Here is a 26,780-nt window from a genome sequence, read left to right on the forward strand (position 1 = left end):
TTCAGTGAACAAGTGTACATTCAGTACCTTGACGCTGTGACTTTCACTACAACGCAATAGTCTATGTGTAGGCTGCCGGTCTGAGGCATGAACGCTTCAGTCGGTTCGGGAAGATTTGCCCTACCCTGCCGCATGGGATTATTGAGGAGCTCGCATGACCAAACAAAACGCCTTTACCCGGGAAGACCTGCTGCGCTGCAGTCGCGGTGAGCTGTTCGGCCCAGGTAACGCGCAACTGCCCGCCCCTAACATGCTGATGGTGGATCGCATCACCCATATCAGCGAAGAGGGTGGCAAGTACGGCAAAGGTGAATTGGTCGCCGAGCTGGATATCACCCCTGACCTGTGGTTCTTCGCGTGCCATTTCGAAGGCGACCCTGTCATGCCGGGCTGCCTGGGCCTTGACGCCATGTGGCAGTTAGTCGGTTTCTTCCTCGGCTGGCAAGGCCTGCCGGGCCGCGGCCGCGCCCTGGGTTCGGGCGAAGTGAAGTTCTTCGGCCAGGTCCTGCCGACCGCCAAGAAAGTCACCTATAACATTCAAATCAAGCGCGTCCTCAAGGGCAAGCTGAACCTGGCCATCGCCGATGGTTCGGTGAGCGTCGACGGTCGCGAGATCTATACTGCCGAAGGCCTTCGGGTCGGCGTATTCACTTCCACTGACAACTTTTAAGGGTTATCCGCATGCGCCGCGTCGTTATCACTGGTCTGGGCATCGTTTCTTGCCTGGGCAATGACAAAGAGACCGTCACCGCTAACCTGCGTGCAAGTCGCCCTGGCATCCGCTTCAACCCGGAATATGCCGAAATGGGTCTGCGTAGCCAGGTTTCCGGCTCCATCGACCTACCCCTCGAAGAACTGATCGATCGCAAGATCTACCGCTTCGTCGGCCACGCCGCCGCCTACGCCTACCTGGCCATGAAAGACGCCATCGCCGACTCCGGCCTGAGCGACGACCAGGTTTCGAACGTGCGCACCGGCCTGATCGCCGGCTCGGGCGGTGCATCCACCCTGAACCAGATGGAAGCGCTGGATATCCTGCGCGAAAAAGGCGTCAAGCGCGTCGGCCCGTACCGTGTCACCCGCACCATGGGCAGCACCGTTTCGGCCTGCCTGGCCACGCCGTTCCAGATCAAGGGCGTGAACTACTCGATCTCCTCCGCCTGCGCCACCAGTGCTCACTGCATCGGTACCGCGGTCGAGCAGATCCAACTGGGCAAGCAGGACATCGTTTTCGCCGGCGGCGGTGAAGAAGAACATTGGAGCCAGTCGTTCCTGTTCGACGCCATGGGCGCGCTGTCCACCCAGTACAACGAAACCCCGGAAAAAGCCTCCCGTGCCTACGACGCCAAGCGTGACGGTTTCGTCATCGCCGGCGGTGGCGGCATGGTGGTGGTCGAGGAGCTGGAACACGCTCTGGCCCGTGGCGCCAAGATCTACGCGGAAATCGTCGGCTACGGCGCCACTTCCGACGGCTACGACATGGTTGCGCCAAGCGGCGAAGGCGCCATCCGCTGCATGCAGATGGCCATGTCCACCGTGGATACCCCTATCGACTACCTGAACACCCACGGCACTTCGACCCCGGTCGGCGATGCCAAGGAAATGGAAGGCGTGCGTGCGGTATTCGGCGACAAGGCTCCGAAAATCAGCTCCACCAAGAGCCTATCCGGTCACTCCCTGGGCGCCGCTGGCGTTCACGAGGCGATCTACTGCCTGCTGATGATGGAAGGCAACTTCATGGCCGGCTCGGCCAACATCGAAGAGATCGACCCGGTCGTCGCCGATATGCCGATCCTGACCAAGACTGTCGAGAACGCCAAGATCGACACCGTGATGAGCAACAGCTTCGGCTTCGGTGGCACCAACGCCACCCTGGTGCTGAAGCGCTGGCAGGGCAAGTAAGCCCTGTAGGTTGTTCCCATAAAAAAGCCCCGACTGGTTCGGGGCTTTTTTATGGGCTACGGAAAATCCTGGTGCAGGTACGGGCTCAAGGAGCACCGTCATCTTGATGGCTCTTAGGCAGCACGGCCAGGAAGTTATCGCGCGCCACTTTACGGGCCACCGCTTCAGGCAGCGCGTCAAGAAAGGGATCGAAGCGGTGCATTTCCTTACCCAGCTTGTTGAAGCGTCCGACGACGTCAGAGCCCAGCATAAAGCGCTCCGGGAAGCGCTCCACCAGGGCCACCCACTCAGGCCGTGGTTTGCCCGCCTCGTCCAGCAGATAAGGCGTGAGCATGCTCCAGGACAAATCCACATACAGGTTGGGGTACGACTCCAGCAAACGGCTCAAGGTGGGCAATAGAAAGTCCATCTGCACCTGATGCCGGTGAATCTCTTTGCTGGTACCGGCATGCGCCCAGATAAACCGGGTGTGCGGGTGGTTGCGCAGCGGTTCTTCCACTTCGGCCAGGTACAGCGGGTTGCGCTCGCGCTTGGAGGTGATGTTGGAATGCAGCATCACCGGCAGGTCGTTTTCGGCGGCCAGGTGATAAATGCGGGTCATGGCCTCGTTGTTCGCGCGCGGGGTGTCGCCGGACGTCAGGGCCGTCAGATCATCGTGACGGGTGAACACCTCGCCGATGCCCTGCCACAGTCCCGGATTGAGGTCGAGCATGCGCTGGATATGCGCGTCGGAGTTTTTGTCATTGGGGTTGAAGCCAGACAGAAACGGGTGAAAGTGCCGGCGCTGGGCCGGGGTCAGCTTGTTCACCGCGGCCGCCACGATCACATCGGTGGCGCTGTACCAGTAGGCATCAGCATCATCGCCAGCGTAGTAGCGTGGGCGCTTGGGTTCGTCTTCATGCCATTTCTTGGCCACGGGTATGCCAGAAATCATTACATGCTCGATGCGATTTTCCGTCATGGCCTTGAGCAGTTTGTCCATGCCCGCGCTTTCTTGAAAGAAATCCACGTAATGCAGGTGCGCATCGCTGTAGGCATAGTCGCGCGCCTCCAAGGCGGTGCTGCTGCAGGCGACCAACAGGGCAAGACTCAAGCGGGTCCAGGGCACGGTAAGCTCTCGATAGGCGTGGGATACAGGTAGACCCTGCCCTCCCTTGGCGGGTTCATCCCAAAAAAAGCAGGAACACCTAAGTGCCAGCATGCTCTATAACTGCATGACCTTCATCCTGCCATCCCTGTGAGGTTTGCCATGTCTGTTATCGTCAACACGCTGAACACCGAAAACTATCGCCACAGCGTCAATATCAATCACCACGAGCTGTTTACCGACCTTCCCAAAGACCTGGGTGGCGACGACTCTGCGCCCTCCCCCCACGATTACTTCGACGCCGCGCTGGCCTCGTGCAAGGCCTTGACGGTCAGGCTCTACGCGCAAAAAAAAGATATCCCGCTGACCGGTGTCACCGTTGAAGTGACCCACGACGCCGCCCAAGAGCAAAAAGGCCGCTACGCGCTCAACGTCAAGCTGACCCTCAAGGGCGTGCTCAGCGACGCTCAGCGTGATGAGCTGCACCACGTGGCCGATCGCTGCCCGGTCCACAAACTGATGACCACCGCCGACATCAACATCGAGACCACCCTCTCCGAAGGCGCCTTCAGCCAATAGCGGCAAGCTCCTGTCGAGCGGGTTATGCTCAGCGCATTCCAACCCGCTCAGACAGGGATGCACCATGACCACCCTCACCGTGATTCGCCCGCGCCAGGAAGATGTCGAGGGCCAGCCGATTCTGCGCCCGCTACCGTCGCGAGACTGCCGAAGCGTCGGGCCATTCGTCTTCTTCGATCATATGCTGCCGACCCGCTATACCCCCGGCACCGGCATGGATATCCGCCAGCATCCGCACATCGGGCTTTCGACCCTTACCTACCTGTTCGAGGGCGAATTGCAGCACAAAGACAGCCTGGGCTCCGATCAAGTGGTGCAGCCGGGCGATGTCAGTTGGATGACCGCCGGCAGCGCAATTGCCCACGTCGAGCGCACACCCGAGGCGCTCAAGGCCAGCGGTTTTGCGCTGCATGGCCTGCAAGTGTGGCTGGCGTCCCCCAGGGACCACGAAACCGGGCCAGGCCATTACAGCCATCACCCGGCAGCGAGTTTGCCAGTCAGCGACGCACTGGGCGTGCAGATCCGCTTGATTGCCGGCACTGGCTTCTGCCTTAAGTCACCGGTGCCCGTACTGTCGCCCACGTTGTATGCCGATGTGCACATGCAAACGGCCACCACGCTGCTGATCCCCGATGAGTATGAGGAACGCGCCGTGTATATGCTGGCAGGTGACGCGCAGCTCGACGGCGAACCGTTGCAGGTGCATAGCCTAGTTGTATTGCCGAAGGGAGAGACGATGACGTTGTTTGCCGAATCCGACTGTCATCTGGTGGTGTTGGGCGGAGCACCGCTGGATGGACCGAGGCGGATCAATTGGAATTTTGTCGCGAGTGATCCTGCGGTGATCGAGCAGGCCAGGCAGCGTTGGGCGGCTGGGGATTGGCCAACGGTTCCGGGGGAATCGGAAAGGATTGAGTTGCCTGGGAGATAGCCATCGAGGGCAAACCCCCTCCCACATTTTGACGATCTGAATCCAATCATGTGTGGGAGGGGGCTTGCCCCCGATAACGCCGGAACAGGCGCTGAAAACTCAGGCCTTGAACACTTCATCCAGCAAGTTATGCATCGACTGGAAGGCCCGCGCGGCAGTTCTCGCGTCGTACATCATCTTGCCCGGCACATTGGCGTGCGGGTCGGTAAAGGAATGCACCGCACCGCCATAGCTGAGCAACTGCCAATCCACACCGGCGGCGTTCATTTCATCCTCGAACGCCGGCAACTGCTCCTTGGGCACCAAGGGGTCCGAGGCGCCATGCAGCACCAGGACTGAACCTTGGATGTTCTTGGCATCCGCCGGGTTCGGTGTGTCGAGGGTGCCGTGGAACGATACCGCAGCCTTCAACGGCGCGCCGGTACGGGCCAGCTCAAGGGTGCAGCAACCGCCGAAACAGAAGCCGAACGAAGCGAGCTGGGAGGTATCCACTGCCGCCTCGGTCTGGGCCTGCAGTTGGTCGAGAGCAGCCTGCATACGCTTGTTGAGCAACGGGCGATCATTTTTCAACGGCATCATCGCCGCACCGGCCTCATCGGCATTGGACGGGCGCACGGCTTGCCCATACAGGTCGGCGATCAGCACCACATAGCCCTTGCCGGCAACGGCCTTGGCAATTTCTTCGGCGCCGGCACTGACGCCCATCCAGTTGGGCGCCATCAACAGACCCGGCAGCGGGCCTTTTTGGCTGGCGTCGAACGCCAGGCGGCTTTCATACGGCTGGCCATCGATCTGATAGACCACGGAACGCACGGTGACTTGGCTCATCATTGACTCCGATTAAGGTGCACTGGAACGAAAAAACCCGCCGAAGCGGGTTTTTCCTACAACGTTGTTAAACCGACAGTTCAACCAACAGCTTGTTCAGTCGGCGCACATAGGCGGCCGGGTCTTTCAAGCTGTCGCCGGCGGCCAGGGCTGCCTGGTCGAACAGGATGTGCGACAGGTCGCCAAAACGCTCTTCGTTCTGCTCGCCGTCGAGCTTCTCGATCAACGGATGCGCAGGGTTGAATTCGAAGATCGGCTTCGAGTCCGGCACTTTCTGCCCGCTCGCCTCAAGGATCTGACGCATTTGCATGCCCAGGTCCTGCTCGCCGATGGCCAGGATCGCCGGGGAATCGGTCAGACGGTGAGAAACCCGTACTTCGCTGACAGCTTCGCCCAGGGCGGTCTTGATGCGTTCAACCAGGCCTTCTTTGGACTTGGCCACTTCTTCAGCGGCTTTTTTGTCCTCTTCCGAATCCAGGTTACCCAGGTCCAGGTCGCCACGGGCCACGTCGACGAACGACTTACCGTCGAACTCGCTGAGGTAGCTCATCAGCCACTCGTCGATACGATCGGTCAGCAGCAGCACTTCGATGCCTTTTTTACGGAAGACTTCCAGGTGCGGGCTGTTTTTGACCTGAGCGTAGGTTTCGCCGGTCAGGTAATAGATCTTGTCCTGACCTTCCTTGGCGCGTGCCAGGTACTCGGCCAGGGACACCACTTGCTCGCCGTCTTCGCCCTGAGTCGAAGCGAAACGCAGCAGGCCAGCGATTTTTTCCTTGTTGGCAAAATCTTCGGCCGGGCCTTCTTTCATGACCTGGCCGAAGTTTTTCCAGAAGCCTTTGTATTGCTCAGGCTCGTTCTTCGCCAGTTTTTCCAGCATGTCTAGTACGCGCTTGGTCAGCGCCGACTTCATGGAGTCGATGATCGGGTCTTTCTGCAGGATTTCCCGCGACACGTTCAGCGACAAGTCGTTGGAGTCGACCACGCCTTTGATAAAGCGCAGGTACAACGGCAGGAAGGATTCCGCCTGATCCATCACGAATACGCGCTGTACGTAGAGTTTCAGGCCTTTCGGCGCCTCACGCTGGTACAGGTCAAACGGCGCGCGGGCCGGTACGTAGAGCAGCGAGCTGTATTCCAGCTTGCCTTCAACCTTGTTGTGGCTCCAGCTCAGCGGGTTTTCGTAATCGTGAGCGATGTGCTTGTAGAACTCTTGGTACTCCTCGTCCTTGATCTCGGTGCGAGGACGGGTCCACAGGGCGCTGGCGCGGTTGACCACTTCCCATTCCTGGGCCGGGGCTTCTTCGCCTTCGGCGGCAGCCTGTTCTTTAGGCAGCTCGATCGGCAGTGCGATGTGGTCGGAGTACTTTTTGATGATATTGCGCAGGCGCCAGCCGTCGGCGAATTCTTCTTCACCGGACTTGAGGTGCAACACGATGCGAGTACCGCGGTCTGGCTTATCGATGGTGGCGATTTCAAATTCGCCCTCGCCTTTCGACGCCCAGTGCACGCCTTCGCTGGCGTCGAGGCCGGCGCGACGGCTAAACACTTCAACCTTATCGGCGACAATAAAGGCCGAGTAGAAGCCCACGCCAAACTGGCCGATCAGATGCGAATCCTTCTTTTGGTCGCCCGACAGGTTCTTCATAAAATCGGCAGTGCCAGATTTGGCGATGGTCCCCAGGTGGGTGACCGCATCGTCACGGCTCATGCCGATACCGTTGTCTTCGAGGGTGACGGTTTTGGCGTCCTTGTCGAAGCTCACGCGGATTTTCAGTTCGGCGCCACCTTCCAGCAACTCGGGCTTGGACAGGGCTTCGAAACGTAATTTGTCGACAGCGTCAGAGGCGTTCGAGATCAATTCGCGAAGGAAGATTTCCTTGTTGGAATACAGCGAATGGATCATGAGGTGCAGCAGTTGCTTCACCTCGGTCTGGAAGCCCAGGGTTTCCTTTTGAGTTTCCACACTCATGGTCATCAAACTCCAATTGGATGGCAGTGGCCCCGACCTTTAGGGTCGGCGGCGGGTTGTCATCAAAGTTGGGGGCTAAGACCAGGATTTCAAGGGCGACTCGCCTCCTCAATCTTGAAATGCGCACGGGCCGTGGCAATCGGCTCTGCCGCCGTGCTTTGCCACGCGGTGATCGCCACATTCGCCACACGCCGCCCCTGGCGCCACACCTGACACGTGGCGTAGGTGTCGCGGAACTGACCGGCACGCAGGTAATCCAGGGAAAAGTCGATGATTTTCGGCAGCCCTGGCGCCCCGGTAAACACCAGCAAGTGCAACGCTGCGGCCAACTCCATGAACCCGGCGATCACACCGCCGTGCAAGGCCGGCAAAATGGGGTTACCAATGTTGTCTTTGTTGGCCGGCAGGCGAAACAGCAATTCATCGCCCAACCGCGTGCATTCAATGCCGATCAATTGGGCATACGGAATCCCGTCCAGCAGCGCCGTATAGTCACCGCGGGCATGGGCTTGTTCGAGGCGTGTTTTGAATCGATGGGTCATGCCTGCGCTCCCTTGATCGTATCGCCCAGCCCCTGCGTGCCCTTGAGACGCTTGCCCATGCGCATAAACGTGCCCACCACATGGGCGATGGGCTGCTGCGGGTCATCCTGATAGGCGAAGCCACGGGTGAAGATCACGTCGGTCGTGACTCGATAGCACTGGGCGAAGCCATACACCGGCTTGTGAGGTGCGGCCGGATGCATGTAATCGATGCGTAGATCGAGGGTCGGGCACACCTCGAATTCCTCCAGCGCACATAGAGTCGCCATGCCGCAGGCCGTGTCCATCAAGGAGGTCAGCGCGCCGCCGTGGATCACGCCGGACTGGGGGTCACCAACAATCGCCGGGCTGTAAGGCAAGACGAGGGTCATGCCGTCCCGATTAGCCTCATGCACGGTAATGCCCAGCACGTGGCAATGGCGCAATGCCGAAACGAAGCGCCGGGCACGTTCTAATAGTGGGTTTTCGGTCATTCGGTCTAGACTCTTATTCGTGTTAATCCGCGGAGTATGTGGTGCGGGCCAAAGTTCCTTGCAGGGTGCGGTTTATATATCTGCGTAATTAAAGGAACTAATGCTGAACCCTCAGGCTCGAAAGGCCAGTAGATATCTTCAATAAGGAGAAACACCCCATGCGCAAGACTTTAGCTATTTCCATGATGCTGGCCGCTGCCCTCGGTCTGGCTGCCTGCGACAAGAAATCCGAAGACAAAGCCCAAGACGCCGCTGCACATTCTGAGCAAGCTCAGAAAGATATGGCGAAGGCTCAGGATAAAGTGAACGACGCTGCGAAAGAAAACGCCGATGCTGCCAAAGCTCAGGCCGAATCTAACGAAGCCGCCGCGAAAGAAGCAGCACCTGCCACCGGTTCTTGAGACCTGGCTTGAATTAGCAGTGCTGCAAAAAGAAAGCCCGCTTATATAGCGGGCTTTACTTTGTCCGGCATTTAACTAGATGGCTAAGACACCGCCTCCTTCGCCGGCTCCGGCAATGGCGTGTCGGTTGGCGTATACACCATCACTTCCAATACGTCGGAATGAAACTCTCGGCGATACAGCACGAACACTACGCCGGCGCTCATCAACATGAACAACCATGGGCTGACAAACCACGCCAGCATGGTCATTCCGAAGTAATAAGAACGCAGGCCGAAGTTGAACTGGTTGGCCGCCATGGAGATCACCCGCGCCGCCCTCAGTGCGAAGGCTTTACGCTCCTGTTCGGACACATGTCGCTCGCCGATCATCGGCGCCGACCCCACCAGCACCGCCGCAAAATTGTATTGGCGCATGCACCAACTAAACGTGAAAAACGCGTAGACAAACACCAGCGCCAGGCACAGCAATTTGATTTCCGACATGCCCTGGGACGCCTGTTGTACCCAGGGGATATCCGCCAGCAACGACACGGCGCGTTCGGAGGCGCCGAGCACCGTGAGAATACCGGCGAGGATGATCAAGGTACTGGAGGCGAAGAAGGAGGCATTGCGCTCCAGATTGCCGATCACGCTGGCGTCGGCGATACGGTTGTCCCGCAGCAGCATGCGCCGCATCCAGTCTTCGCGATACAAGTGCAACACACTGGCCAGGCACGCGGTGTCTCGCGCCTTCCAAGTGGCATAACGGGTATAGCCGCCCCAACACAGCACGAACCACAGGGCGGCAAGCAAGTGGATCTGATTGGCTTCGACGAATGACATGAGGGTCCTGTTAGAAGGTGAATGGTGGCGCGATGCGCTCCAACGTTGGGAGGGAGCCGGCCCCTCCCACATTGATCCAGTTGCAACTTTAGAAGCTGCACTCTCATAAAGCATAAAAAATGCCCCGTATCGATTGATACGGGGCATTTCAATAATCCTCGAAGCGGGCGCTTTATGCGATGGCTTCGCTGCGCTTGCCGAGCAGACGGTCAATCACCACCGCCACGACCAGGATCATCACCGACGGCACCAACCAGGCCAGGCCCTGCTCGCTCAGCGGCAGGTTAGCCAACTGCGCCGGCAGCCAATCCGCCAAGCCCGCGCCCTTGAGGGCATCGATGCAGCCGAAGATAAACGACACCAGCATCACCGGCCCAACGATACGTCCTTGCTCCTGCCAGAAGCCTTTGCAGAAGCTCAGGGCCACCAACACGATGCAGGGCGGATAGATCGCGGTGAGTACCGGGATCGAGAAAGCGATCAGCTTGGTCAGGCCCAGGTTCGACACAAACAAGGAGAACAGCGCCAGGATCACCACCAGAGTCTTGTAGGACAGCGGCAGGATGCGGCTGAAGTACTCGGCGCAGGCGCAGGTCAGGCCCACCGCCGTCACCAGGCACGCCAGGGAGATCAGCACGGCCAGGAAACCGCTGCCCAGAGAGCCGAAGGTATGCTGCACGTAAGCATGCAGTACCGCAGCGCCGTTGCTGGCCCCAGCGGCTACCGCATGGCTGCCCGAACCGAGGCGGAACAGGCTCACATACACCAGCGCCAAGCCCACACCCGCGATCAGGCCGGCAATGATGGCGTAACGGGTGATCAGCTTCGGCGATTCAACACCACGGGAGCGAATCGCATTGACGATGACAATGCCGAACACCAGCGCCCCCAGGGTATCCATGGTCAGGTAACCATTGATAAAACCCTGGGAAAACGGCGCAGCGACATATTCCGGGGTGGCGACACCGACCTCACCGGCCGGCAGCGCAAATGCGGCGATCCCCAGCACGGCCAGCGCTATGATCTTCAGCGGCGCGAGGAAACGCCCCACCGTATCCAGCAGGCGCCCTGGGTACAGGGACACAAAGAACACCACCAGAAAGTACACGGAGCTGTAGAGAAACAGCGCCAGAGGGCTTTCGCCAGTCAAGGGCGCAAGGCCCACTTCAAAGGACACGGTCGCCGTACGCGGCGTGGCGAACAGCGGGCCTACCGCCAGATACGCCGCTGCCGCCAGCAGGCCACCGGCGATTTTGCCGATTGGGCTGCTCAACGCGTCCATGCCGCCACCGACTTTGGCCAGCGCGATTACAGTGACCACCGGCAGGCCGACCGCAGTGATCAGAAAACCCAGTGCCGCCATCCAGACGTTAGGTCCGGACTGCAAGCCAACGATCGGCGGGAAGATGATGTTGCCGGCGCCCACGAACAGGGCAAAGGTCATAAAGCCCAACGCCAGGATATCCTGGCCTTTCAACACTTTCATTTAAGGAAATACCACACTGCTGAATCGGAATTTAGAGAGGGATTCCCTGTGGATGAGGGAAATACCGGCGGCCCTTTTGGGGACCGACCGTTCCAGCGCGAAGCGTCCTTTTGGGATGCGGGCGCATAAAGAGGCGGCCAGAGTACAGAATTAGGGCGACAAACGCACTGTTGCGGGGCGTACTGTCCGATAAGCGACAGTTTGATGTCGCGTTTTCGTACTTAACTTGGCAATACGAACACAGGTGGGAGGGGGCTTGCCCCCGATGCCGGTGTGTCAGCCAATCATTGCGTGGCTGAATCACTGCCATCGGGGCAAGCCCCCTCCCACATTGATCGAAGACATCCAAGAAGCACAAAGGCCACCCGAAGGTGGCCTTTGTGGGGTAAAGCGTCAGTTAAGCGCGAGGCTTACTTGACAGCCCAACCGGTCAGCTCGGCCAGGGCCTTGCCGATGTCTGCCAGCGAACGCACGGTTTTCACGCCTGCGTCTTGCAGCGCAGCGAATTTCTCGTCTGCAGTGCCTTTGCCGCCGGAGATGATTGCGCCCGCATGGCCCATGCGCTTGCCAGCAGGGGCAGTCACACCAGCGATGTAGGAAACAACCGGCTTGGTCACGTGTGCCTTGATGTAGGCAGCCGCTTCTTCTTCAGCCGAACCGCCGATCTCACCGATCATCACGATCGCTTCGGTCTTCGGGTCTTCCTGGAACAGCTTCAGGATGTCGATGAAGTTGGAGCCTGGGATCGGGTCACCGCCGATGCCGACGCAAGTCGACTGACCGAAACCGGCGTCAGTGGTCTGCTTAACAGCTTCGTAGGTCAGGGTGCCGGAACGGGAAACGATACCGACTTTACCTGGCAAGTGAATGTGACCTGGCATGATGCCGATCTTGCATTCGCCTGGGGTGATCACGCCTGGGCAGTTAGGGCCGATCAGGACTACGCCCAGTTCGTCACACTTAACTTTAGCGTCCAGCATGTCCAGGGTAGGAATGCCTTCGGTGATGCAAACGATCAGCTTGATGCCGCCGAATGCCGCTTCCAGGATCGAGTCCTTGCAGAAAGGAGCCGGAACGTAGATCACGCTGGCGGTTGCGCCAGTGGCAGCTACAGCGTCTTTCACGGTGTTGAACACCGGCAGACCCAGGTGCTCGGTGCCGCCTTTGCCTGGCGTTACGCCGCCAACCATCTGGGTGCCGTATTCGATGGCTTGCTGGGTGTGGAAGCTACCTTGCGAACCGGTAATACCCTGGCAGATAACTTTGGTGTCTTTATTGATCAGGACGCTCATTATTTGCCCTCCGCAGCTTTGACAACTTGTTGAGCAGCGTCGGTCAGGCTGGTAGCCGCGATGATGTTCAAACCGCTTTCTGCCAGTACTTTAGCGCCCAGTTCAGCGTTGTTACCTTCAAGGCGAACAACAACCGGGATTTTAACGCCGACTTCTTTCACTGCACCGATGATGCCTTCGGCAATCATGTCGCAACGAACGATGCCGCCGAAGATGTTGACCAGTACTGCAGCGACGTTGGCGTCGGACAGGATGATCTTGAAGGCTTCGGTCACGCGTTCTTTGGTAGCACCACCGCCCACGTCGAGGAAGTTGGCTGGTTTGCCGCCATGCAGGTTGACGATGTCCATGGTACCCATGGCCAGGCCGGCACCGTTGACCATGCAACCGATGTTGCCTTCCAGGGCCACGTAGTTCAGTTCGAACTTGGCAGCGTGCGCTTCGCGCGGATCGTCTTGCGACGGATCGTGGAAAGTCTTCAGCTTAGGCTGACGGTACATGGCGTTGGCGTCGATGTTGATCTTGGCATCGAGGCAGTGAAGATCGCCGTCAGCCTTGATCACCAGCGGGTTCACTTCCAGCAGAGCCAGATCGTGATCTTGGAACAGTTTGGCCAGACCTACGAAGATCTTGGCGAACTGAGCAACTTGCTTGCCTTCCAGGCCCAGCTGGAAAGCCAGCTCGCGACCCTGGAACGGCTGAGCGCCAACCAGTGGATCGATGGTGGCTTTCAGAATTTTTTCTGGGGTTTCGTGAGCGATCTTTTCGATGTCCACGCCACCTTCGGTGGAAGCCATGAACACGATGCGACGGCTCGAACGGTCAACGACAGCGCCCAGGTACAGCTCTTTAGCGATATCAGTGCACGATTCAACCAGGATCTTGGTGACTGGCTGGCCATTGGCATCAGTCTGGTAAGTCACCAGACGCTTGCCCAGCCACTGCTGTGCGAAGGCCTTGGCATCTTCTTTGTTGCGAACCAGCTTAACGCCGCCCGCTTTACCGCGACCACCAGCGTGGACCTGGGCTTTGACAACCCACTCGGTACCACCGATTTTGTCGCAAGCTTCTGCTGCTGCTTCCGGGGTGTCTACTGCGTAGCCCTTGGATACTGGCAGGCCGTATTCAGCGAACAGCTGCTTACCCTGATACTCGTGAAGATTCATGCTTTTTACCGTCTTCGTTAGGTACTGCGCATTCGGCGCTGCGCTCATTATGAGTGCCGCACCACCTGTGACTGCTGCTTGCGCAACTTGCGGGGCTTATGGCCCGTGAAGCTGCGCAAGGCTGCGTCCAGCGGATATTCCGCGGTGAGTCTTGCGCGCAAGGCTCACGACGGGCAACTCCGCCGTGGTTTCTTATTATCTCGCTTAGCGCTTCTTGCGGTTGGCGACGTGGATGGCGCCGCCATTCACTGCCAACGCGGCTTCGTGCAACGCTTCGGACAGGGTCGGATGGGAGAAGACCATCATGCCCAGGTCCTCGGCACTGGTGCCGAATTCCATACCGATCGCGCCCTGCTGAACCAGTTCTGCTGCGCTTGGGCCAATCACGTGGACGCCCAATACACGGTCAGTCTTGGCATCAGCGATGACTTTGACAAAACCACCGGTGTCGTTGGCTGCCATGGCACGGCCAGAAGCGGCAAACGGGAAGGTGCCGACGTTAACTTCAACGCCTTCAGCTTTCAACTGCTGTTCGTTCTTGCCGACCCATGCAATTTCCGGGTGGGTGTAGATAACCGATGGAATCAGGTCGTAGTTCATCTGGGTTTTGTGGCCCTTGATGCGCTCGACAACCATGATGCCTTCTTCGGAAGCCTTGTGCGCCAGCATCATGCCGCGCACCACGTCACCGATGGCGTACACGCCTGGAACGGTGGTAGCGCAGTGATCGTCAACGTGGATAAAGCCACGCTCGTCGATGTTCACGCCGCTATCGGCCGCCAGCAGGTCGGTCGTCACTGGACGACGGCCCACGGCCACGATCAGCTTGTCGAAGGTGATGGTTTGTTCGCCATCTTTGTCGGTGTAGGTCACGACCACTTCTTCGCCATTGACCTTCGAGCCGGTTACGCGAGCGCCCAGCTTGATGTCCAGGCCCTGTTTGGTCAGGGTCTTGAACGCTTCCTTGGAGACTGCGGTATCGGCAGCCAGCAGGAACGTGTCCAGGGCTTCCAGAACAGTCACTTCTGCACCCAGACGGGACCATACCGAACCCAGCTCCAGGCCGATCACACCAGCACCGATCACACCCAGGCGCTTAGGCACAGCTTGGAATTCCAGGGCGCCGGTCGAATCAACGATCACGTTGTTGTCGACTGGAGCAGGTGGAATGTCGATTGGGCGCGAACCTGGGGCCAGGATCACGTTTTCAGCTTCGATCACTTCAACCGAACCGTCAGGCTTGGTGATTTCGACTTTCTTGCCGGCCAGCAATTTGCCGTGGCCCTGCAGGGAAGTCACGCCGTTGGCCTTGAACAAGGTGGCAACGCCGGAAGTCAGGCCTTTAACGATGTTGGCTTTACGGCCGACCATTGCTGGTACGTCCATGGTCACGCCAGCATGGTTGATGCCGTGGATCGCGAAGCCGTCTTGGGCTTCGTGGAATTTCCAGGAGCTGTCCAGCAGCGCCTTGGAAGGAATGCAGCCAACGTTCAGGCAAGTACCGCCCAGCGCCAGTTTGCCTTCCTTGTCAGTGTATTTTTCGATGCAAGCAGTCGAGAGGCCCAGTTGAGCGGCCTTGATGGCGGCAACATAGCCGCCAGGGCCCGCGCCAATCACTACAACGTCAAATTTCTGTGTCATAAAAGGTTCCCTTTTAGCAACAAGCTACAAGCCGCAAGCTACAAGTTTGAAACCCACCTGCTCTTCGAGCCTGGGGCTTGTCGCTTGCAGCTTGCCGCTGCTTTTTAGATATCCAGAAGAAGACGAGCCGGATCTTCCAGCAGGTTCTTGATGGTCACCAGGAAAGTCACGGCTTCTTTACCATCGATCAGGCGGTGATCGTAGGACAGTGCCAGGTACATCATCGGGCGGATCACGACTTGGCCGTTGATGGCCATCGGACGCTGGATGATGTTGTGCATGCCCAGGATCGCGGCTTGTGGCGGGTTGACGATCGGCGTCGACATCATCGAACCGAAGGTACCACCGTTGGTGATGGTGAAGGTACCACCGGTCATCTCGTCGATGGTCAGCTTACCGTCACGGGCTTTCTTGCCGAAGGTGGCGATGCCGCCTTCGATTTCAGCCAGGCTCATCAGTTCGGCGTTACGCAGGACCGGAACCACCAGGCCACGGTCGCTGGACACGGCAACGCCGATGTCTGCATAGCCATGGTAGACGATGTCGTTGCCATCGATGGAAGCATTGACTGCCGGGAAGCGTTTCAGCGCTTCGGTGGCCGCTTTCACGAAGAACGACATGAAGCCCAGGCGCACGCCGTTGTGGGACTTCTCGAACAGGTCCTTGTACTTCGAACGCAGGGCCATGACTTCGGTCATGTCGACTTCGTTGAAGGTGGTCAGCATTGCCATGTTCGACTGGGCTTCAACCAGACGCTTGGCCACGGTGGCACGCACGCGGGTCATCGGTACGCGCTTCTCGGTGCGGTCGCCGGCAGCGAACACAGGAGCAGCGGCAGCCGGGGCAGCAGGCTTGGCAGGTGCGGCAGCTGGAGCGTTTTTCTTGGCTTCAACCGCAGCAACCACGTCTTCCTTGGTCACGCGGCCGTCTTTGCCGGTGCCTTTGATGGAAGCCAGGTTGATACCGTTTTCTTCAGCCAACTGGCGCGCCGCCGGTGCAGCGATCGGGTCTTCAGCACCAGCGGCCGGAGCGGCAGCTGGCGCCGAAGCAGCAGGTGCAGCAGCCGGAGCAGATGCAGGTGCAGCAGCGCCGCCCTCTTCGATCGAGCCCAACACCTGGTTGGACAGCACGGTAGCGCCCTCTTCGGCAACAATTGCGCCCAGTACACCGTCAGCTTCGGCCAGCACTTCCAGCACGACTTTGTCGGTCTCGATGTCGACGATCAGGTCGTCGCGCTTGACAGCTTCACCTGGTTTTTTGTGCCAGGTGGCAACGGTGCCATCGGCAACCGATTCCGGGAATGACGGGGCTTTGATTTCGATAGCCATTATCTGTGGGTCCTTAAAATTCGGTTTCAGTCAGCGCGAAGGCGTTAAACAGTGAAAGCATCTTGCAGCAGTTTTTCCTGCTGTTCGGCGTGCATCGACGCATAACCACACGCAGGTGCGGCGGAAGCATCACGGCCGGCGTATTCCAGGCCCAGGGCCTTGTTATGGTTGCCAATGCTGCGACGCAGGTGATGCTGGCTGCTGTACCACGCGCCCTGGTTCATCGGTTCTTCCTGGCACCAGACCACATTCGTGAGGTTGGTGTAAGGCGCGATGACCTCCATCAGGTCGTCTTCCGGGAACGGGTAAAGCTGCTCGATACGCACGATGGCGATATCTTCGCGGCCTTCGGCACGGCGTTTTTCCAGCAGGTCATAGTAGACCTTGCCGCTGCACAGGATCAGGCGAGTGACCTTGGCCGCGTCCAGCGTGTCGATTTCTGGAATCACGGTCTGGAACGAACCGTCCGCCAGATCTTCCAGGGTCGAGACGGCCAATTTGTGACGCAGCAGCGACTTCGGAGTCAGCACAACCAGCGGCTTGCGCAGAGGACGAATCACCTGGCGACGCAGCAAGTGGTAGATCTGAGCCGGGGTGGTCGGTACGCAGACCTGGATGTTGTGCTCGGCGCACAGCTGCAGGTAACGCTCCAGACGGGCCGAGGAGTGCTCCGGACCCTGACCTTCATAACCGTGCGGCAGCAGCATGGTCAGACCGCACAGACGGCCCCACTTATGCTCGCCGCTGGTGATGAACTGGTCGATCACCACCTGGGCGCCGTTGGCGAAGTCGCCGAACTGGGCTTCCCAGATCACCAGCGCATTCGGCGTGGTGGTCGAGTAACCGTATTCAAAGGCCAGTACAGCCTCTTCGGACAGGAACGAATCGTACAGGTCGAAACGTGGCTGGCCTTCGTACAGGTTCTGCAACGGCACGTAGGTGCTGGCGTCTTTTTGGTTGTGCAGTACCGCGTGACGGTGCGAGAACGTACCGCGGCCGATGTCCTGGCCGGTCATGCGGATCGGGTGACCTTCGAACGCCAGGGTCGCGTACGCCATGGTTTCGGCGTAACCCCAGTTGATCGGCAGGCCGCCGGCTTGCATCTTCTGACGGTCTTCGTAGATCTTCGAGACCTGACGCTGAACCACGAAGCCTTCCGGAATTTCCAGCAGCTTGGCGGACAGTTCCTGCAGGGTCTTGAGGTCGAACGAGGTATCGTGACGCGCGGTCCAGGTGTGGCCCAGGTACGGACGCCAGTCTACGAACAGCTCTTTGTTCGGCTCTTTGACCAGGCTTTTCACTACATGCAGACCGTTGTCCAGAGCGTTGCGGTATTCGTCGACTTTCGCCTGAACACGCGCTTCGTCCACCACGCCGGCCTTGGTCAGGCTTTCAGCGTACAGCTCACGGGTGGTGCGCTGCTTGGTGATCTGCTGGTACATCAACGGTTGGGTGCCGCTTGGCTCGTCCGCTTCGTTGTGACCGCGACGACGATAGCAAACCAGGTCGATCACCACGTCACGCTTGAACTGCATGCGGTAGTCGACGGCCAGTTGGGTCACGAACAATACGGCTTCCGGATCATCACCATTCACATGGAGGATCGGCGCCTGGATCATCTTGGCAACGTCGGTGGCGTACTCGGTGGAACGCGAGTCCAACGGGTTGCTGATGGTGAAGCCCACTTGGTTGTTGATGACGATGTGAACGGTACCGCCAGTCTTGAAGCCGCGAGTCTGCGACATCTGGAAGGTTTCCAGAACCACGCCCTGACCGGCGAATGCCGCGTCACCGTGGATGGAAATCGGCAGAACCTTTTCACCGGTGGTGTCGTTACGACGGTCCTGGCGAGCACGCACCGACCCCTCGACCACTGGCGAAACGATTTCCAGGTGGGATGGGTTGAATGCCATGGCCAGGTGAACTTCACCGCCGGTGGTCATCACGTTGGACGAGAAGCCCTGGTGGTATTTAACGTCACCGGAACCCAGCTCGACCTTCTTCTTGCCTTCGAACTCGTCGAACAGCTCACGCGGGTTCTTGCCGAAAGTGTTGACCAACACGTTCAAGCGACCACGGTGGGCCATGCCGATCACGACTTCCTTGGTGCCGTAGGAACCGGAACGCTGGATCAGCTCGTCGAGCATCGGGATCAGGCTTTCACCGCCTTCCAGACCGAAACGCTTGGTGCCCGGGTATTTGGTGCCCAGGTATTTTTCCAGGCCTTCGGCCGCGGTCACGCGCTCAAGCAGGTGGCTGCGAACGTCGGCGGACAGCGCCGGACGGCCGCGCACACCTTCCAGGCGATGCTGGAACCACTGGCGCTGCTCGGAATCGGTGATGTGCGTGAACTCGGCGCCGATGGTGCGGCAATATGTCTGCTGCAACGCCTCGTGAATTTCGCGTAGGCTCGCTTCCTCTTTGCCGATGAACAGGTCGCCGGCACGGAAGGTCGTATCAAGATCGGCATTGGTCAAGCCGTAATGATTGATCGACAGGTCAGCCGGTGCAGGACGCTGCCAGAGCCCCAGCGGGTCAAGCTGGGCAGCCTGGTGGCCACGCATCCGGTAGGCCTGGATCAGTCGCAGTACTTCAACTTGCTTCTTCTCATGCTCACTGCTCACGCTGCCGGCGGAAACCGGTTGGGCGCGGCGCTGGTTCTTTGCCAGCAGCACAAACTGATCGCGAATTGTTGCATGCGATACATCGGTGGCAGCGTTGCCGTCTGAAGACAACGTCTGAAATTTGGTGCGCCATTCTTCTGGCACAGCGTTAGGGTCGTGCAGGTAGAGCTCATAAAGCTCTTCCACATAGGCAGCGTTACCACCTGAAAGATAGCCGCTGTTCCACATGCGCTGCATCACGCTTTCTTGCATGCTTGGTCACCCTCGATTTGGGGACACCACCGGCGAAAACACCGAGTTTGCTTGCAAAAGGCCAAGTGCAGCGACCAAAACAAGCCACTTAGGATCACGCTGATAGTTCGGGTACCAACCCGAATGCCCCTGCTTGTCTCATTTCTTCAAAATAAGAGCCGCGGCTTTGTAAGTCGCTGCTCAAGTTAAAACTACGGCGCCGGTTGAAGCCTGCGCCGCAGCATTTACGGGCACAACGGTCCTGCTTTGTTACAACGTCAGTTACACGCCGCTTTGCAGCAGCATGTTACGGATGTGACCAATGGCCTTAGTCGGGTTCAGGCCTTTGGGACATACGTTGACGCAGTTCATGATCCCGCGGCAGCGGAATACGCTGAACGGGTCATCCAGCGAAGCCAGACGCTCGGACGTCTTGGTGTCACGGCTGTCTGCCAGGAAGCGGTACGCTTGCAGCAGGGCAGCTGGACCCAGGAACTTGTCCGGGTTCCACCAGAAGGACGGGCAGGAGGTCGAGCAGCAGGCGCACAGGATGCACTCGTACAGACCGTCGAGCTTGTCGCGCTCTTCCGGGGACTGCAGACGCTCGATGGCCGGGGCCGGCGTGTCGTTCTGCAGGAACGGCTTAACTTTCTCGTATTGCTTGTAGAAGATGCTCATATCGACGACCAGGTCACGGATAACCGGCAAACCTGGCAGTGGACGAACGATCAGCTTGTTGCCTTTCACCACGGCGGACAGCGGCGTGATGCACGCCAAGCCGTTTTTGCCGTTGATGTTCATGCCGTCGGAGCCGCAGACACCTTCACGGCAAGAGCGACGATAGGAGAAACCTTCGTCCTGCTCTTTGATCAGGGCCAGCACGTCCAGCACCATCAGGTCTTTACCACCGGTATCGACCTGGAATTCCTGCATGAACGGCGCAGCGTCCTGATCAGGGTTGTAGCGATAAACACTGACTTTCAACATGGCAGCCACCCTTAGTAAGTCCGAATCTTCGGTTCAAACGTCGGAACCGTTTTCGGCGAGAAGTTCACGGCACGCTTGGCAACGCGCTTTTCACCCGGGAAGTACAGGGTGTGGCACAGCCAGTTCTCGTCGTCGCGGTCTTCATAGTCTTCACGAGCGTGAGCACCACGGGATTCTTTACGAACCTCGGCGGCAATCGCGGTCGCTTCGGCCACTTCCAGCAGGTTTTGCAGCTCAAGGGCTTCGATACGAGCGGTGTTGAACGCCTGGCTCTTATCGTTGATCTTGACGTTGGCGATGCGCTTGCGCAGGTCGGCCAGCTGGGCAATACCCTTCTGCATATATTCGCCAGTACGGAATACACCGAAGTAGTTCTGCATGCAGCTTTGCAGCTCGCGACGCAGGGTTGCCACGTCTTCGCCATCGGTACGCTCGTTCAGAGCGGACAGGCGCGCCAGGGCGGCCTCGATGTTGGCGTCGGTGGCGTCATCGTATTCGATGCCGTCGCTCAGGGCCTTTTCCAAGTGCAGGCCAGCGGCGCGACCGAATACCACCAGGTCGAGCAACGAGTTACCGCCCAGGCGGTTGGCACCGTGAACCGATACGCACGCCACTTCACCCACTGCAAACAGACCAGGGATGATCGCGTCGACGCCATCGGCGTCCTGAGTGATCGCTTGACCATGAATGTTGGTCGGCACGCCGCCCATCATATAGTGGCAAGTCGGAACAACCGGGACCGGAGCAACAACCGGGTCAACGTGCGCAAAGGTCTTGGACAGTTCGCAGATGCCTGGCAGACGGCTGTGCAACACTTCTTCGCCCAGGTGATCGAGCTTGAGCATTACGTGGTCGCCATTCGGACCGCAACCGTTGCCAGCGATGATCTCTTTAACCATCGAACGGGCAACAACGTCACGACCGGCAAGGTCTTTAGCGTTCGGAGCATAGCGCTCCATGAAACGCTCGCCGTGCTTGTTGATCAGGTAACCACCTTCACCACGGCAACCTTCGGTCACCAGAACGCCGGCGCCGGCAATACCGGTCGGGTGGAACTGCCACATTTCAATATCTTGCACCGGCACGCCGGCACGCAGGGCCATGCCCACGCCGTCGCCGGTGTTGATCAGGGCGTTGGTGGTCGAGGCGTAGATACGGCCTGCACCGCCGGTTGCCAGCACGGTAGCCTTGGCGCGGATGTAGGTGGTTTCACCGGTTTCGATGCAGATAGCGATCACACCGACGAACTCGCCTTGGGCGTTCTTGACCAGGTCGACAGCGTAGTACTCGTTCAGGAACGTGGTACCGGCTTTCAGGTTGCCCTGATAAAGCGTGTGCAGCAGCGCGTGGCCGGTACGGTCGGAAGCGGCGCAAGTACGGGCGGCCTGCCCGCCTTTACCGTAATCCTTCGACTGGCCGCCGAACGGACGCTGGTAGATACGGCCTTGCTCGGTACGGGAGAACGGCAGACCCATGTGGTCCAGTTCGAACACCGCTGCCGGGCCTTCCTGACACATGTATTCGATAGCGTCCTGGTCACCGATGTAGTCGGAACCCTTGACGGTATCGTACATGTGCCAGCGCCAGTCATCGTTCGGGTCGGCCGAAGCGATGGCGCAGGTGATGCCACCCTGGGCGGACACGGTGTGGGAACGTGTCGGGAATACCTTGGTGATCACGGCAGTCTTGTGACCGCCCTGGGCCAGCTGCAGCGCAGCGCGCATGCCGGCACCGCCGCCACCAATAATGATGGCGTCGAAGGAAATAGTTGGAATGTTAGCCATGACTCAGATACCCCAAAGAATCTGCACACCCCAGACGAAGTAAGCGAACATCGCGACGCCGCATACTGCCTGGAAGAGGAAACGTACTGCAGTCGCGGACTTGCCCAGCGCCATCGGCGTGAGGTAGTCGGTCGCGATGGTCCACATGCCGACCCAGGCGTGAGCGCCCAGGGCTACAAGGGCCAGCAGACTGAAGATTCGCATCGCATTGTGGGAAAACAGGCCATGCCATTGCTCATAGCCGATGCCCGGATTTGCGACGAGGTATCCGATCAGGAAAATGAAATAAGCCGCGAGAACAACCGCAGACACACGCTGCGCCATCCAATCATAGAGGCCCGAACGCGATAGGTTCGTAACGCTGGTTACCATATCCAAACTCCTGCGAGAACGATCAGCACCACGGAAATGGCGATGATGATTTTCGAGCCCAGGCGGCCGCCTTCCAGCGTCTCACCGATGCCCATGTCCATGATCAAGTGGCGCACACCGGCTACCAGGTGATACAGCAGAGCGGACAGGAGGCCCCATGCTACGAACTTGGCCAGCGGGCTGGTCAAGCATGCCTTCACCTCGGCGTAACCTTCCTCGGAACCCAGGGATTTGCTCAATGCATAAAGCATGATGCCCAAGCCCAGGAACAGGATGATGCCGGAAACACGGTGCAGGAACGACGTAACGCCGGTGATGGGGAGTTTGATGGTCCTTAGGTCTAGGTTTACAGGTCGTTGGCTATTCTTCACGGCTTTTTTTCACACTGAAGAGCCCCTAACAATCAGGGCAAAGTTGTAGGGGAGTGCACTGGTCAGGTAAGCACCACCCAGGGAGTGCGACCCCCAATGAAAGCAAGCCCAAAAGCCCTTGGCGGTCGGTGGCCGAGTATAGACAGTTAGGTTACTAATGACAACGCGCGCTCCTCACCCTAATAGCGGATTGCGCTGGCGGGATAAAAGGCGTAAATGGCAGGCAATTTCGACGAAAAAGTCCGGTTAAAGCCTTCTGGAGCAAGACTTTAGGCAAATTGACATCTGAATTTATCTCACTATAGTGGTGCGGGCCCTGCGTGGGGGGTCTGTCTGATGATTTGAAGCATAAATAGGAGGCCACATGGCTGACAAAAAAGCGCAGTTGATCATCGAGGGCGCAGCCCCCGTCGAGCTGCCCATTTTAACCGGCACCGTTGGTCCCGATGTTATCGACGTACGGGGCCTGACGGCCACGGGCCGTTTCACTTTCGACCCAGGCTTCATGTCGACCGCCTCTTGCGAGTCGAAGATCACCTATATCGACGGCGACAATGGCATCTTGCTGCACCGGGGCTACCCGATCGAGCAATTGGCAGAAAAGTCGGACTACCTGGAAACCTGCTACCTGCTGCTCAATGGCGAATTGCCAACAGCCGAGCAGAAAGCCCAGTTTGTCAGCACAGTCAAGAACCACACCATGGTTCACGAGCAGTTGAAGACCTTCTTCAACGGCTTCCGTCGCGACGCCCACCCGATGGCTGTCATGTGCGGCGTGGTCGGCGCCCTGTCGGCCTTCTATCACGACTCCCTCGACATCAATAACCCGCAGCATCGCGAAATCTCCGCGATCCGCCTGGTTGCCAAGATGCCGACCCTGGCCGCAATGGTTTACAAGTACTCCATGGGTCAACCCATGATGTACCCGCGCAACGACCTGACGTACGCGGAAAACTTCCTGCACATGATGTTCAACACCCCGTGCGAGATCAAACCGATCAGCCCGGTGCTCGCCAAGGCCATGGACCGGATCTTCATCCTCCACGCCGACCACGAGCAGAACGCCTCCACCTCCACCGTGCGCCTGGCGGGCTCCTCGGGTGCCAACCCGTTCGCCTGTATCGCCGCCGGCATCGCCGCACTGTGGGGCCCTGCCCACGGCGGTGCGAACGAAGCCGTGTTGACCATGCTCGATGAAATCGGCGATGTCTCGAACATCGACACCTTCATCGCCAAGGCCAAGGACAAGAACGATCCATTCAAGCTGATGGGCTTCGGTCACCGCGTTTACAAGAACCGCGACCCACGCGCCACCGTTATGAAGCAGACCTGCGACGAAGTATTGAAGGAACTGGGCATCAAGAACGATCCGCAACTCGAACTGGCCATGCGCCTGGAAGAGATCGCCCTGACCGACCCGTACTTCATCGAACGCTCCCTCTACCCGAACGTCGACTTCTACTCGGGGATCATCCTCAAGGCGATCGGCATTCCAACCAGCATGTTTACCGTGATCTTCGCCCTGGCGCGGACCGTGGGCTGGATCTCCCACTGGAAAGAAATGCTTTCCAGCCCGTACAAGATTGGCCGCCCGCGCCAGTTGTACACCGGCTACGAGTCGCGTGATATCACCAAGCTGGAAGATCGGCACTAAATCCCAGCCAGAAAAAACGGCCTCCTGATGAGGCCGTTTTTTTTGGCTGGAATTTAGTGAGCTGCAAGCTTCCAGCTATAAGCCGCAAGCAAAAAAATACCCCTGTATCTCCACAGGGGTATCTCTCTACACACCACCGCTTCTAACTTACAGCTTGAGGCTTGCCACTTGCGGCTACATCAATGATTCACTGCCCCACTCGCCCCCAGACCAGTCTGCGAACGCACAAACTGCGGGAAGTACAGCGCTCGCTCTTTCTCTGCCGCCGCCGACTTGTCGGTGATGGAGAAGAACCAGATGCCGATGAAAGCGATGATCATCGAGAACAGTGCTGGGTACTCGTACGGGAAGATGGCTTTTTCATGGTGCAGGATCGAGACCCAGATGGTCGGCCCCAGGATCATCAGGCCCACGGCACTGACCAGACCCAGCCAACCGCCGATCATGGCGCCACGGGTGGTGAGGTTTTTCCAGTACATGGAAAGCAGCAGCACCGGGAAGTTGCAGCTGGCGGCGATGGAGAATGCCAGACCGACCATGAACGCGATGTTCTGGCTTTCGAACAGGATACCCAGGCCGATCGCCAACACACCCAGGGCCACGGTGGTGATCTTCGACACGCGAATCTCATCCTTTTCGTTGGCCTTGCCTTTCTTGATCACGCTGGCATACAGGTCGTGAGACACCGCCGATGCACCCGCCAGGGTCAAACCGGCCACCACGGCCAGGATGGTGGCAAACGCCACGGCCGAGATAAAGCCCAGGAAGATGCTGCCACCCACCGCATTGGCCAGGTGTACCGCCGCCATGTTGTTACCGCCCAGCAAGGCGCCTGCCGCATCCTTGAACGCCGGATTGGTGCTGACCAGCAGGATCGCGCCGAAACCGATAATAAAGGTCAGAATGTAGAAGTAACCAATAAAGCCCGTGGCATACAGCACGCTCTTACGCGCTTCCTTGGCATCGCTCACCGTGAAGAAACGCATCAGGATGTGCGGCAAACCGGCGGTGCCGAACATCAGCGCCAAGCCCAGGGAGAATGCAGAGATAGGGTCTTTCACCAGGCCGCCTGGGCTCATGATCGCCTCACCTTTAGGGTGAACCTTGATCGCCTCGGAGAACAGCGTGTTGAAATCGAAGTTGACGTGCTTCATCACCATCAGCGCCATGAACGACGCACCCGACAGCAACAGCACCGCCTTGATGATCTGCACCCATGTGGTCGCCAGCATGCCGCCGAACAGCACGTACAGGCACATCAGGATGCCCACCAGAATCACCGCCACATGGTAGTCCAGGCCGAACAGCAACTGGATCAGCTTGCCCGCCCCCACCATCTGCGCAATCAGGTAGAACGCCACCACCACCAGCGAACCGCAGGCCGACAGGCTGCGGATCTGGGTCTGGCCCAGACGGTAGGACGCCACGTCGGCAAAGGTATATTTGCCCAGGTTACGCAGGCGCTCGGCGATCAGAAACAGAATGATCGGCCAGCCCACCAGAAAGCCGATCGAGTAGATCAGCCCGTCGTAGCCGGACGTAAACACCAGCGCGGAAATCCCCAGGAACGAGGCCGCCGACATATAGTCGCCAGCAATTGCCAGACCGTTCTGGAAACCGGTGATCTTGCCGCCCGCCGCGTAGTAGTCGGCCGCCGATTTGTTGCGCTTGGAGGCCCAGTAAGTGATGCAAAGGGTTGCACCGACGAAGACGACAAACATCACGATGGCCGAGACGTTCAGCGGTTGCTTGTGCACTTCACCGGTCAATGCGTCGGCCGCCCACAGGGCGGGAGCAAAAAGCGAAGCGCCGAATACTGCCAGTAGACGACGGATCATTGCGCAGCCTCCTTGAGAATCGCATTGTTCAAATCGTCAAATTCGCCATTGGCCCGACGCACATAAATGCCGGTCAAGACGAACGCGGAGACGATCAACCCGACGCCCAGGGGGATGCCCCAGGTAATCGACGAACCAGGGCTGAGCTTGGCCCCCAGCACTTGGGGCCCGTAGGCGATCAAAAGGATGAAACCGGAGTAGAGCCCTAGCATGATGGCCGAGAGAATCCAGGCAAACCGCTCCCTTTTTCTCACCAGCTCCTTGAAGCGCGGGCTGTTTTGAATCGATAGGTAAATGCTGTCGTTCATTGTTTTTATCCTCGCAGCACAGCTTTTTTATTATTGGAACGTAGCCACTGTATGCGGCTGTGGCACAGGTTCCAGACGACCTTAGTAGTAGATCGAGTGTAGCGAGGGATTGACGATGCGAATGAAGATTTGCAGGAAACAGAAATTAATGTGGGAGGG

At 58.6% G+C, this 26,780-nt stretch carries 24 protein-coding genes; 6 read left to right on the forward strand and 18 right to left on the reverse strand.

Annotated elements, in window-relative coordinates; all coding sequences use genetic code 11:
• Positions 1-154 precede the first annotated feature (154 nt).
• Positions 155-670 (forward strand): 3-hydroxyacyl-[acyl-carrier-protein] dehydratase FabA, encoded by a 516-nt coding sequence (fabA, locus tag QRN41_RS12815; protein WP_010211704.1) that lies wholly within the window; start codon positions 155-157, stop codon positions 668-670.
• An 11-nt stretch (positions 671-681) separates the two neighbouring features.
• Complete coding sequence (fabB, locus tag QRN41_RS12820) at positions 682-1,902, forward strand: beta-ketoacyl-ACP synthase I (protein ID WP_034096678.1); 1,221 nt, start codon at positions 682-684, stop codon at positions 1,900-1,902.
• 85 nt (positions 1,903-1,987) lie between these two features.
• Here the strand turns inward: fabB and QRN41_RS12825 are convergent, their stop codons facing one another.
• Positions 1,988-3,010, reverse strand: a complete 1,023-nt coding sequence (locus tag QRN41_RS12825) for an amidohydrolase family protein (protein ID WP_040266353.1) — start codon at positions 3,008-3,010, stop codon at positions 1,988-1,990.
• Positions 3,011-3,151: 141 nt separating this feature from the next.
• Here QRN41_RS12825 and QRN41_RS12830 point away from each other — a divergent pair, with 141 nt between their 5' ends.
• Positions 3,152-3,568 (forward strand): OsmC family protein, encoded by a 417-nt coding sequence (locus tag QRN41_RS12830; protein ID WP_034096676.1) that lies wholly within the window; start codon positions 3,152-3,154, stop codon positions 3,566-3,568.
• Positions 3,569-3,632: 64 nt separating this feature from the next.
• Complete coding sequence (locus QRN41_RS12835; RefSeq protein WP_167417567.1) at positions 3,633-4,499, forward strand: pirin family protein; 867 nt, start codon at positions 3,633-3,635, stop codon at positions 4,497-4,499.
• Positions 4,500-4,598: 99 nt separating this feature from the next.
• Here QRN41_RS12835 and QRN41_RS12840 read toward each other — a convergent pair whose 3' ends face one another.
• The 4 genes from QRN41_RS12840 to QRN41_RS12855 all read right to left on the reverse strand — a co-directional run bounded on the left by QRN41_RS12840 (position 4,599) and on the right by QRN41_RS12855 (position 8,314).
• Entirely contained in the window at positions 4,599-5,327 is a 729-nt protein-coding gene (locus QRN41_RS12840; protein ID WP_285421634.1) for a dienelactone hydrolase family protein, read from the reverse strand.
• Between the two features lie 67 nt (positions 5,328-5,394).
• Positions 5,395-7,299 (reverse strand): molecular chaperone HtpG, encoded by a 1,905-nt coding sequence (htpG, locus tag QRN41_RS12845; protein ID WP_034096793.1) that lies wholly within the window; start codon positions 7,297-7,299, stop codon positions 5,395-5,397.
• 89 nt (positions 7,300-7,388) lie between these two features.
• Positions 7,389-7,841: a PaaI family thioesterase gene (locus tag QRN41_RS12850; protein ID WP_034137567.1), complete on the reverse strand. Its 453-nt coding sequence runs from the start codon at positions 7,839-7,841 to the stop codon at positions 7,389-7,391.
• A complete protein-coding gene (locus QRN41_RS12855; protein WP_034137566.1) occupies positions 7,838-8,314 on the reverse strand; it encodes a PaaI family thioesterase in 477 nt (158 codons plus the stop codon). Before QRN41_RS12855 ends, QRN41_RS12850 begins: the two co-directional genes overlap by 4 nt.
• Positions 8,315-8,472: 158 nt before the next feature.
• Between QRN41_RS12855 and QRN41_RS12860 the strand changes: the two genes are divergently transcribed.
• On the forward strand, positions 8,473-8,715 hold the full coding sequence (locus QRN41_RS12860; RefSeq protein ID WP_017477534.1) for a hypothetical protein: 243 nt from the start codon (positions 8,473-8,475) through the stop codon (positions 8,713-8,715).
• Between the two features lie 83 nt (positions 8,716-8,798).
• Here the strand turns inward: QRN41_RS12860 and QRN41_RS12865 are convergent, their stop codons facing one another.
• From QRN41_RS12865 to sdhC, 11 genes are all read right to left on the reverse strand, one after another.
• On the reverse strand, positions 8,799-9,539 hold the full coding sequence (locus tag QRN41_RS12865) for a DUF599 domain-containing protein (protein ID WP_034137565.1): 741 nt from the start codon (positions 9,537-9,539) through the stop codon (positions 8,799-8,801).
• A gap of 172 nt (positions 9,540-9,711) precedes the next feature.
• Entirely contained in the window at positions 9,712-11,025 is a 1,314-nt protein-coding gene (gene brnQ, locus QRN41_RS12870; protein WP_094066220.1) for a branched-chain amino acid transport system II carrier protein, read from the reverse strand.
• Positions 11,026-11,435: 410 nt separating this feature from the next.
• Complete coding sequence (gene sucD, locus QRN41_RS12875; RefSeq protein WP_034096669.1) at positions 11,436-12,317, reverse strand: succinate--CoA ligase subunit alpha; 882 nt, start codon at positions 12,315-12,317, stop codon at positions 11,436-11,438.
• Positions 12,317-13,483 (reverse strand): ADP-forming succinate--CoA ligase subunit beta, encoded by a 1,167-nt coding sequence (gene sucC, locus QRN41_RS12880; protein ID WP_034096668.1) that lies wholly within the window; start codon positions 13,481-13,483, stop codon positions 12,317-12,319. The genes sucD and sucC overlap by 1 nt, the downstream gene beginning before the upstream one ends.
• A gap of 204 nt (positions 13,484-13,687) precedes the next feature.
• A complete protein-coding gene (lpdA, locus tag QRN41_RS12885) occupies positions 13,688-15,124 on the reverse strand; it encodes a dihydrolipoyl dehydrogenase (RefSeq protein ID WP_034137563.1) in 1,437 nt (478 codons plus the stop codon).
• Positions 15,125-15,228: 104 nt separating this feature from the next.
• Positions 15,229-16,452: a 2-oxoglutarate dehydrogenase complex dihydrolipoyllysine-residue succinyltransferase gene (gene odhB / locus QRN41_RS12890; RefSeq protein ID WP_123480358.1), complete on the reverse strand. Its 1,224-nt coding sequence runs from the start codon at positions 16,450-16,452 to the stop codon at positions 15,229-15,231.
• A gap of 44 nt (positions 16,453-16,496) precedes the next feature.
• Positions 16,497-19,328, reverse strand: coding sequence for a 2-oxoglutarate dehydrogenase E1 component (locus QRN41_RS12895; protein ID WP_034137562.1), 2,832 nt, complete (start codon positions 19,326-19,328; stop codon positions 16,497-16,499).
• A gap of 261 nt (positions 19,329-19,589) precedes the next feature.
• The gene (locus QRN41_RS12900; protein WP_034096664.1) at positions 19,590-20,294 is read right to left on the reverse strand and encodes a succinate dehydrogenase iron-sulfur subunit; all 705 of its coding nucleotides are present in this window, start codon (positions 20,292-20,294) and stop codon (positions 19,590-19,592) included.
• Positions 20,295-20,305: 11 nt separating this feature from the next.
• Positions 20,306-22,078, reverse strand: a complete 1,773-nt coding sequence (gene sdhA, locus QRN41_RS12905) for a succinate dehydrogenase flavoprotein subunit (protein ID WP_034096663.1) — start codon at positions 22,076-22,078, stop codon at positions 20,306-20,308.
• A gap of 3 nt (positions 22,079-22,081) precedes the next feature.
• The gene (gene sdhD, locus QRN41_RS12910) at positions 22,082-22,450 is read right to left on the reverse strand and encodes a succinate dehydrogenase, hydrophobic membrane anchor protein (RefSeq protein ID WP_003172805.1); all 369 of its coding nucleotides are present in this window, start codon (positions 22,448-22,450) and stop codon (positions 22,082-22,084) included.
• On the reverse strand, positions 22,444-22,821 hold the full coding sequence (gene sdhC / locus QRN41_RS12915; protein WP_034096662.1) for a succinate dehydrogenase, cytochrome b556 subunit: 378 nt from the start codon (positions 22,819-22,821) through the stop codon (positions 22,444-22,446). Before sdhC ends, sdhD begins: the two co-directional genes overlap by 7 nt.
• Before the next feature lie 364 nt (positions 22,822-23,185).
• On the opposite strand from sdhC, the gene gltA reads away from it, so the two are divergent.
• Entirely contained in the window at positions 23,186-24,475 is a 1,290-nt protein-coding gene (gltA, locus tag QRN41_RS12920; protein ID WP_034137560.1) for a citrate synthase, read from the forward strand.
• A gap of 179 nt (positions 24,476-24,654) precedes the next feature.
• On the opposite strand, the gene QRN41_RS12925 is transcribed toward gltA, so the two are convergent.
• Positions 24,655-26,313, reverse strand: coding sequence for a cation acetate symporter (locus QRN41_RS12925; protein WP_034137559.1), 1,659 nt, complete (start codon positions 26,311-26,313; stop codon positions 24,655-24,657).
• A complete protein-coding gene (locus QRN41_RS12930; protein ID WP_034096660.1) occupies positions 26,310-26,621 on the reverse strand; it encodes a DUF485 domain-containing protein in 312 nt (103 codons plus the stop codon). The genes QRN41_RS12925 and QRN41_RS12930 overlap by 4 nt, the downstream gene beginning before the upstream one ends.
• Positions 26,622-26,780: the final 159 nt, after the last annotated feature.

Origin of the sequence: Pseudomonas sp. efr-133-TYG-23, from assembly GCF_030209215.1 — a bacterium.
In the GTDB taxonomy this organism is placed as follows: domain Bacteria; phylum Pseudomonadota; class Gammaproteobacteria; order Pseudomonadales; family Pseudomonadaceae; genus Aquipseudomonas; species Aquipseudomonas rhodesiae.

Bases quoted from the DNA above. Each gene is read 5' to 3' on its own strand.
- QRN41_RS12865 (WP_034137565.1), bottom strand. From the start codon at position 9,539: ATGTCATTCGTCGAAGCCAATCAGATCCACTTGCTTGCCGCCCTGTGG.
- sucD (WP_034096669.1), bottom strand. From the start codon at position 12,317: ATGAGCGTCCTGATCAATAAAGACACCAAAGTTATCTGCCAGGGTATT.
- sdhD (WP_003172805.1), bottom strand. From the start codon at position 22,450: ATGGTAACCAGCGTTACGAACCTATCGCGTTCGGGCCTCTATGATTGG.
- QRN41_RS12930 (WP_034096660.1), bottom strand. From the start codon at position 26,621: ATGAACGACAGCATTTACCTATCGATTCAAAACAGCCCGCGCTTCAAG.
- gltA (WP_034137560.1), top strand. From the start codon at position 23,186: ATGGCTGACAAAAAAGCGCAGTTGATCATCGAGGGCGCAGCCCCCGTC.
- fabB (WP_034096678.1), top strand. From the start codon at position 682: ATGCGCCGCGTCGTTATCACTGGTCTGGGCATCGTTTCTTGCCTGGGC.
- sucC (WP_034096668.1), bottom strand. From the start codon at position 13,483: ATGAATCTTCACGAGTATCAGGGTAAGCAGCTGTTCGCTGAATACGGC.
- QRN41_RS12835 (WP_167417567.1), top strand. From the start codon at position 3,633: ATGACCACCCTCACCGTGATTCGCCCGCGCCAGGAAGATGTCGAGGGC.
- sdhA (WP_034096663.1), bottom strand. From the start codon at position 22,078: ATGGCTAACATTCCAACTATTTCCTTCGACGCCATCATTATTGGTGGC.
- htpG (WP_034096793.1), bottom strand. From the start codon at position 7,299: ATGAGTGTGGAAACTCAAAAGGAAACCCTGGGCTTCCAGACCGAGGTG.
- fabA (WP_010211704.1), top strand. From the start codon at position 155: ATGACCAAACAAAACGCCTTTACCCGGGAAGACCTGCTGCGCTGCAGT.
- QRN41_RS12925 (WP_034137559.1), bottom strand. From the start codon at position 26,313: ATGATCCGTCGTCTACTGGCAGTATTCGGCGCTTCGCTTTTTGCTCCC.
- QRN41_RS12900 (WP_034096664.1), bottom strand. From the start codon at position 20,294: ATGTTGAAAGTCAGTGTTTATCGCTACAACCCTGATCAGGACGCTGCG.
- QRN41_RS12895 (WP_034137562.1), bottom strand. From the start codon at position 19,328: ATGCAAGAAAGCGTGATGCAGCGCATGTGGAACAGCGGCTATCTTTCA.
- QRN41_RS12840 (WP_285421634.1), bottom strand. From the start codon at position 5,327: ATGAGCCAAGTCACCGTGCGTTCCGTGGTCTATCAGATCGATGGCCAG.
- lpdA (WP_034137563.1), bottom strand. From the start codon at position 15,124: ATGACACAGAAATTTGACGTTGTAGTGATTGGCGCGGGCCCTGGCGGC.
- QRN41_RS12860 (WP_017477534.1), top strand. From the start codon at position 8,473: ATGCGCAAGACTTTAGCTATTTCCATGATGCTGGCCGCTGCCCTCGGT.
- QRN41_RS12850 (WP_034137567.1), bottom strand. From the start codon at position 7,841: ATGACCCATCGATTCAAAACACGCCTCGAACAAGCCCATGCCCGCGGT.
- QRN41_RS12855 (WP_034137566.1), bottom strand. From the start codon at position 8,314: ATGACCGAAAACCCACTATTAGAACGTGCCCGGCGCTTCGTTTCGGCA.
- QRN41_RS12830 (WP_034096676.1), top strand. From the start codon at position 3,152: ATGTCTGTTATCGTCAACACGCTGAACACCGAAAACTATCGCCACAGC.
- odhB (WP_123480358.1), bottom strand. From the start codon at position 16,452: ATGGCTATCGAAATCAAAGCCCCGTCATTCCCGGAATCGGTTGCCGAT.
- brnQ (WP_094066220.1), bottom strand. From the start codon at position 11,025: ATGAAAGTGTTGAAAGGCCAGGATATCCTGGCGTTGGGCTTTATGACC.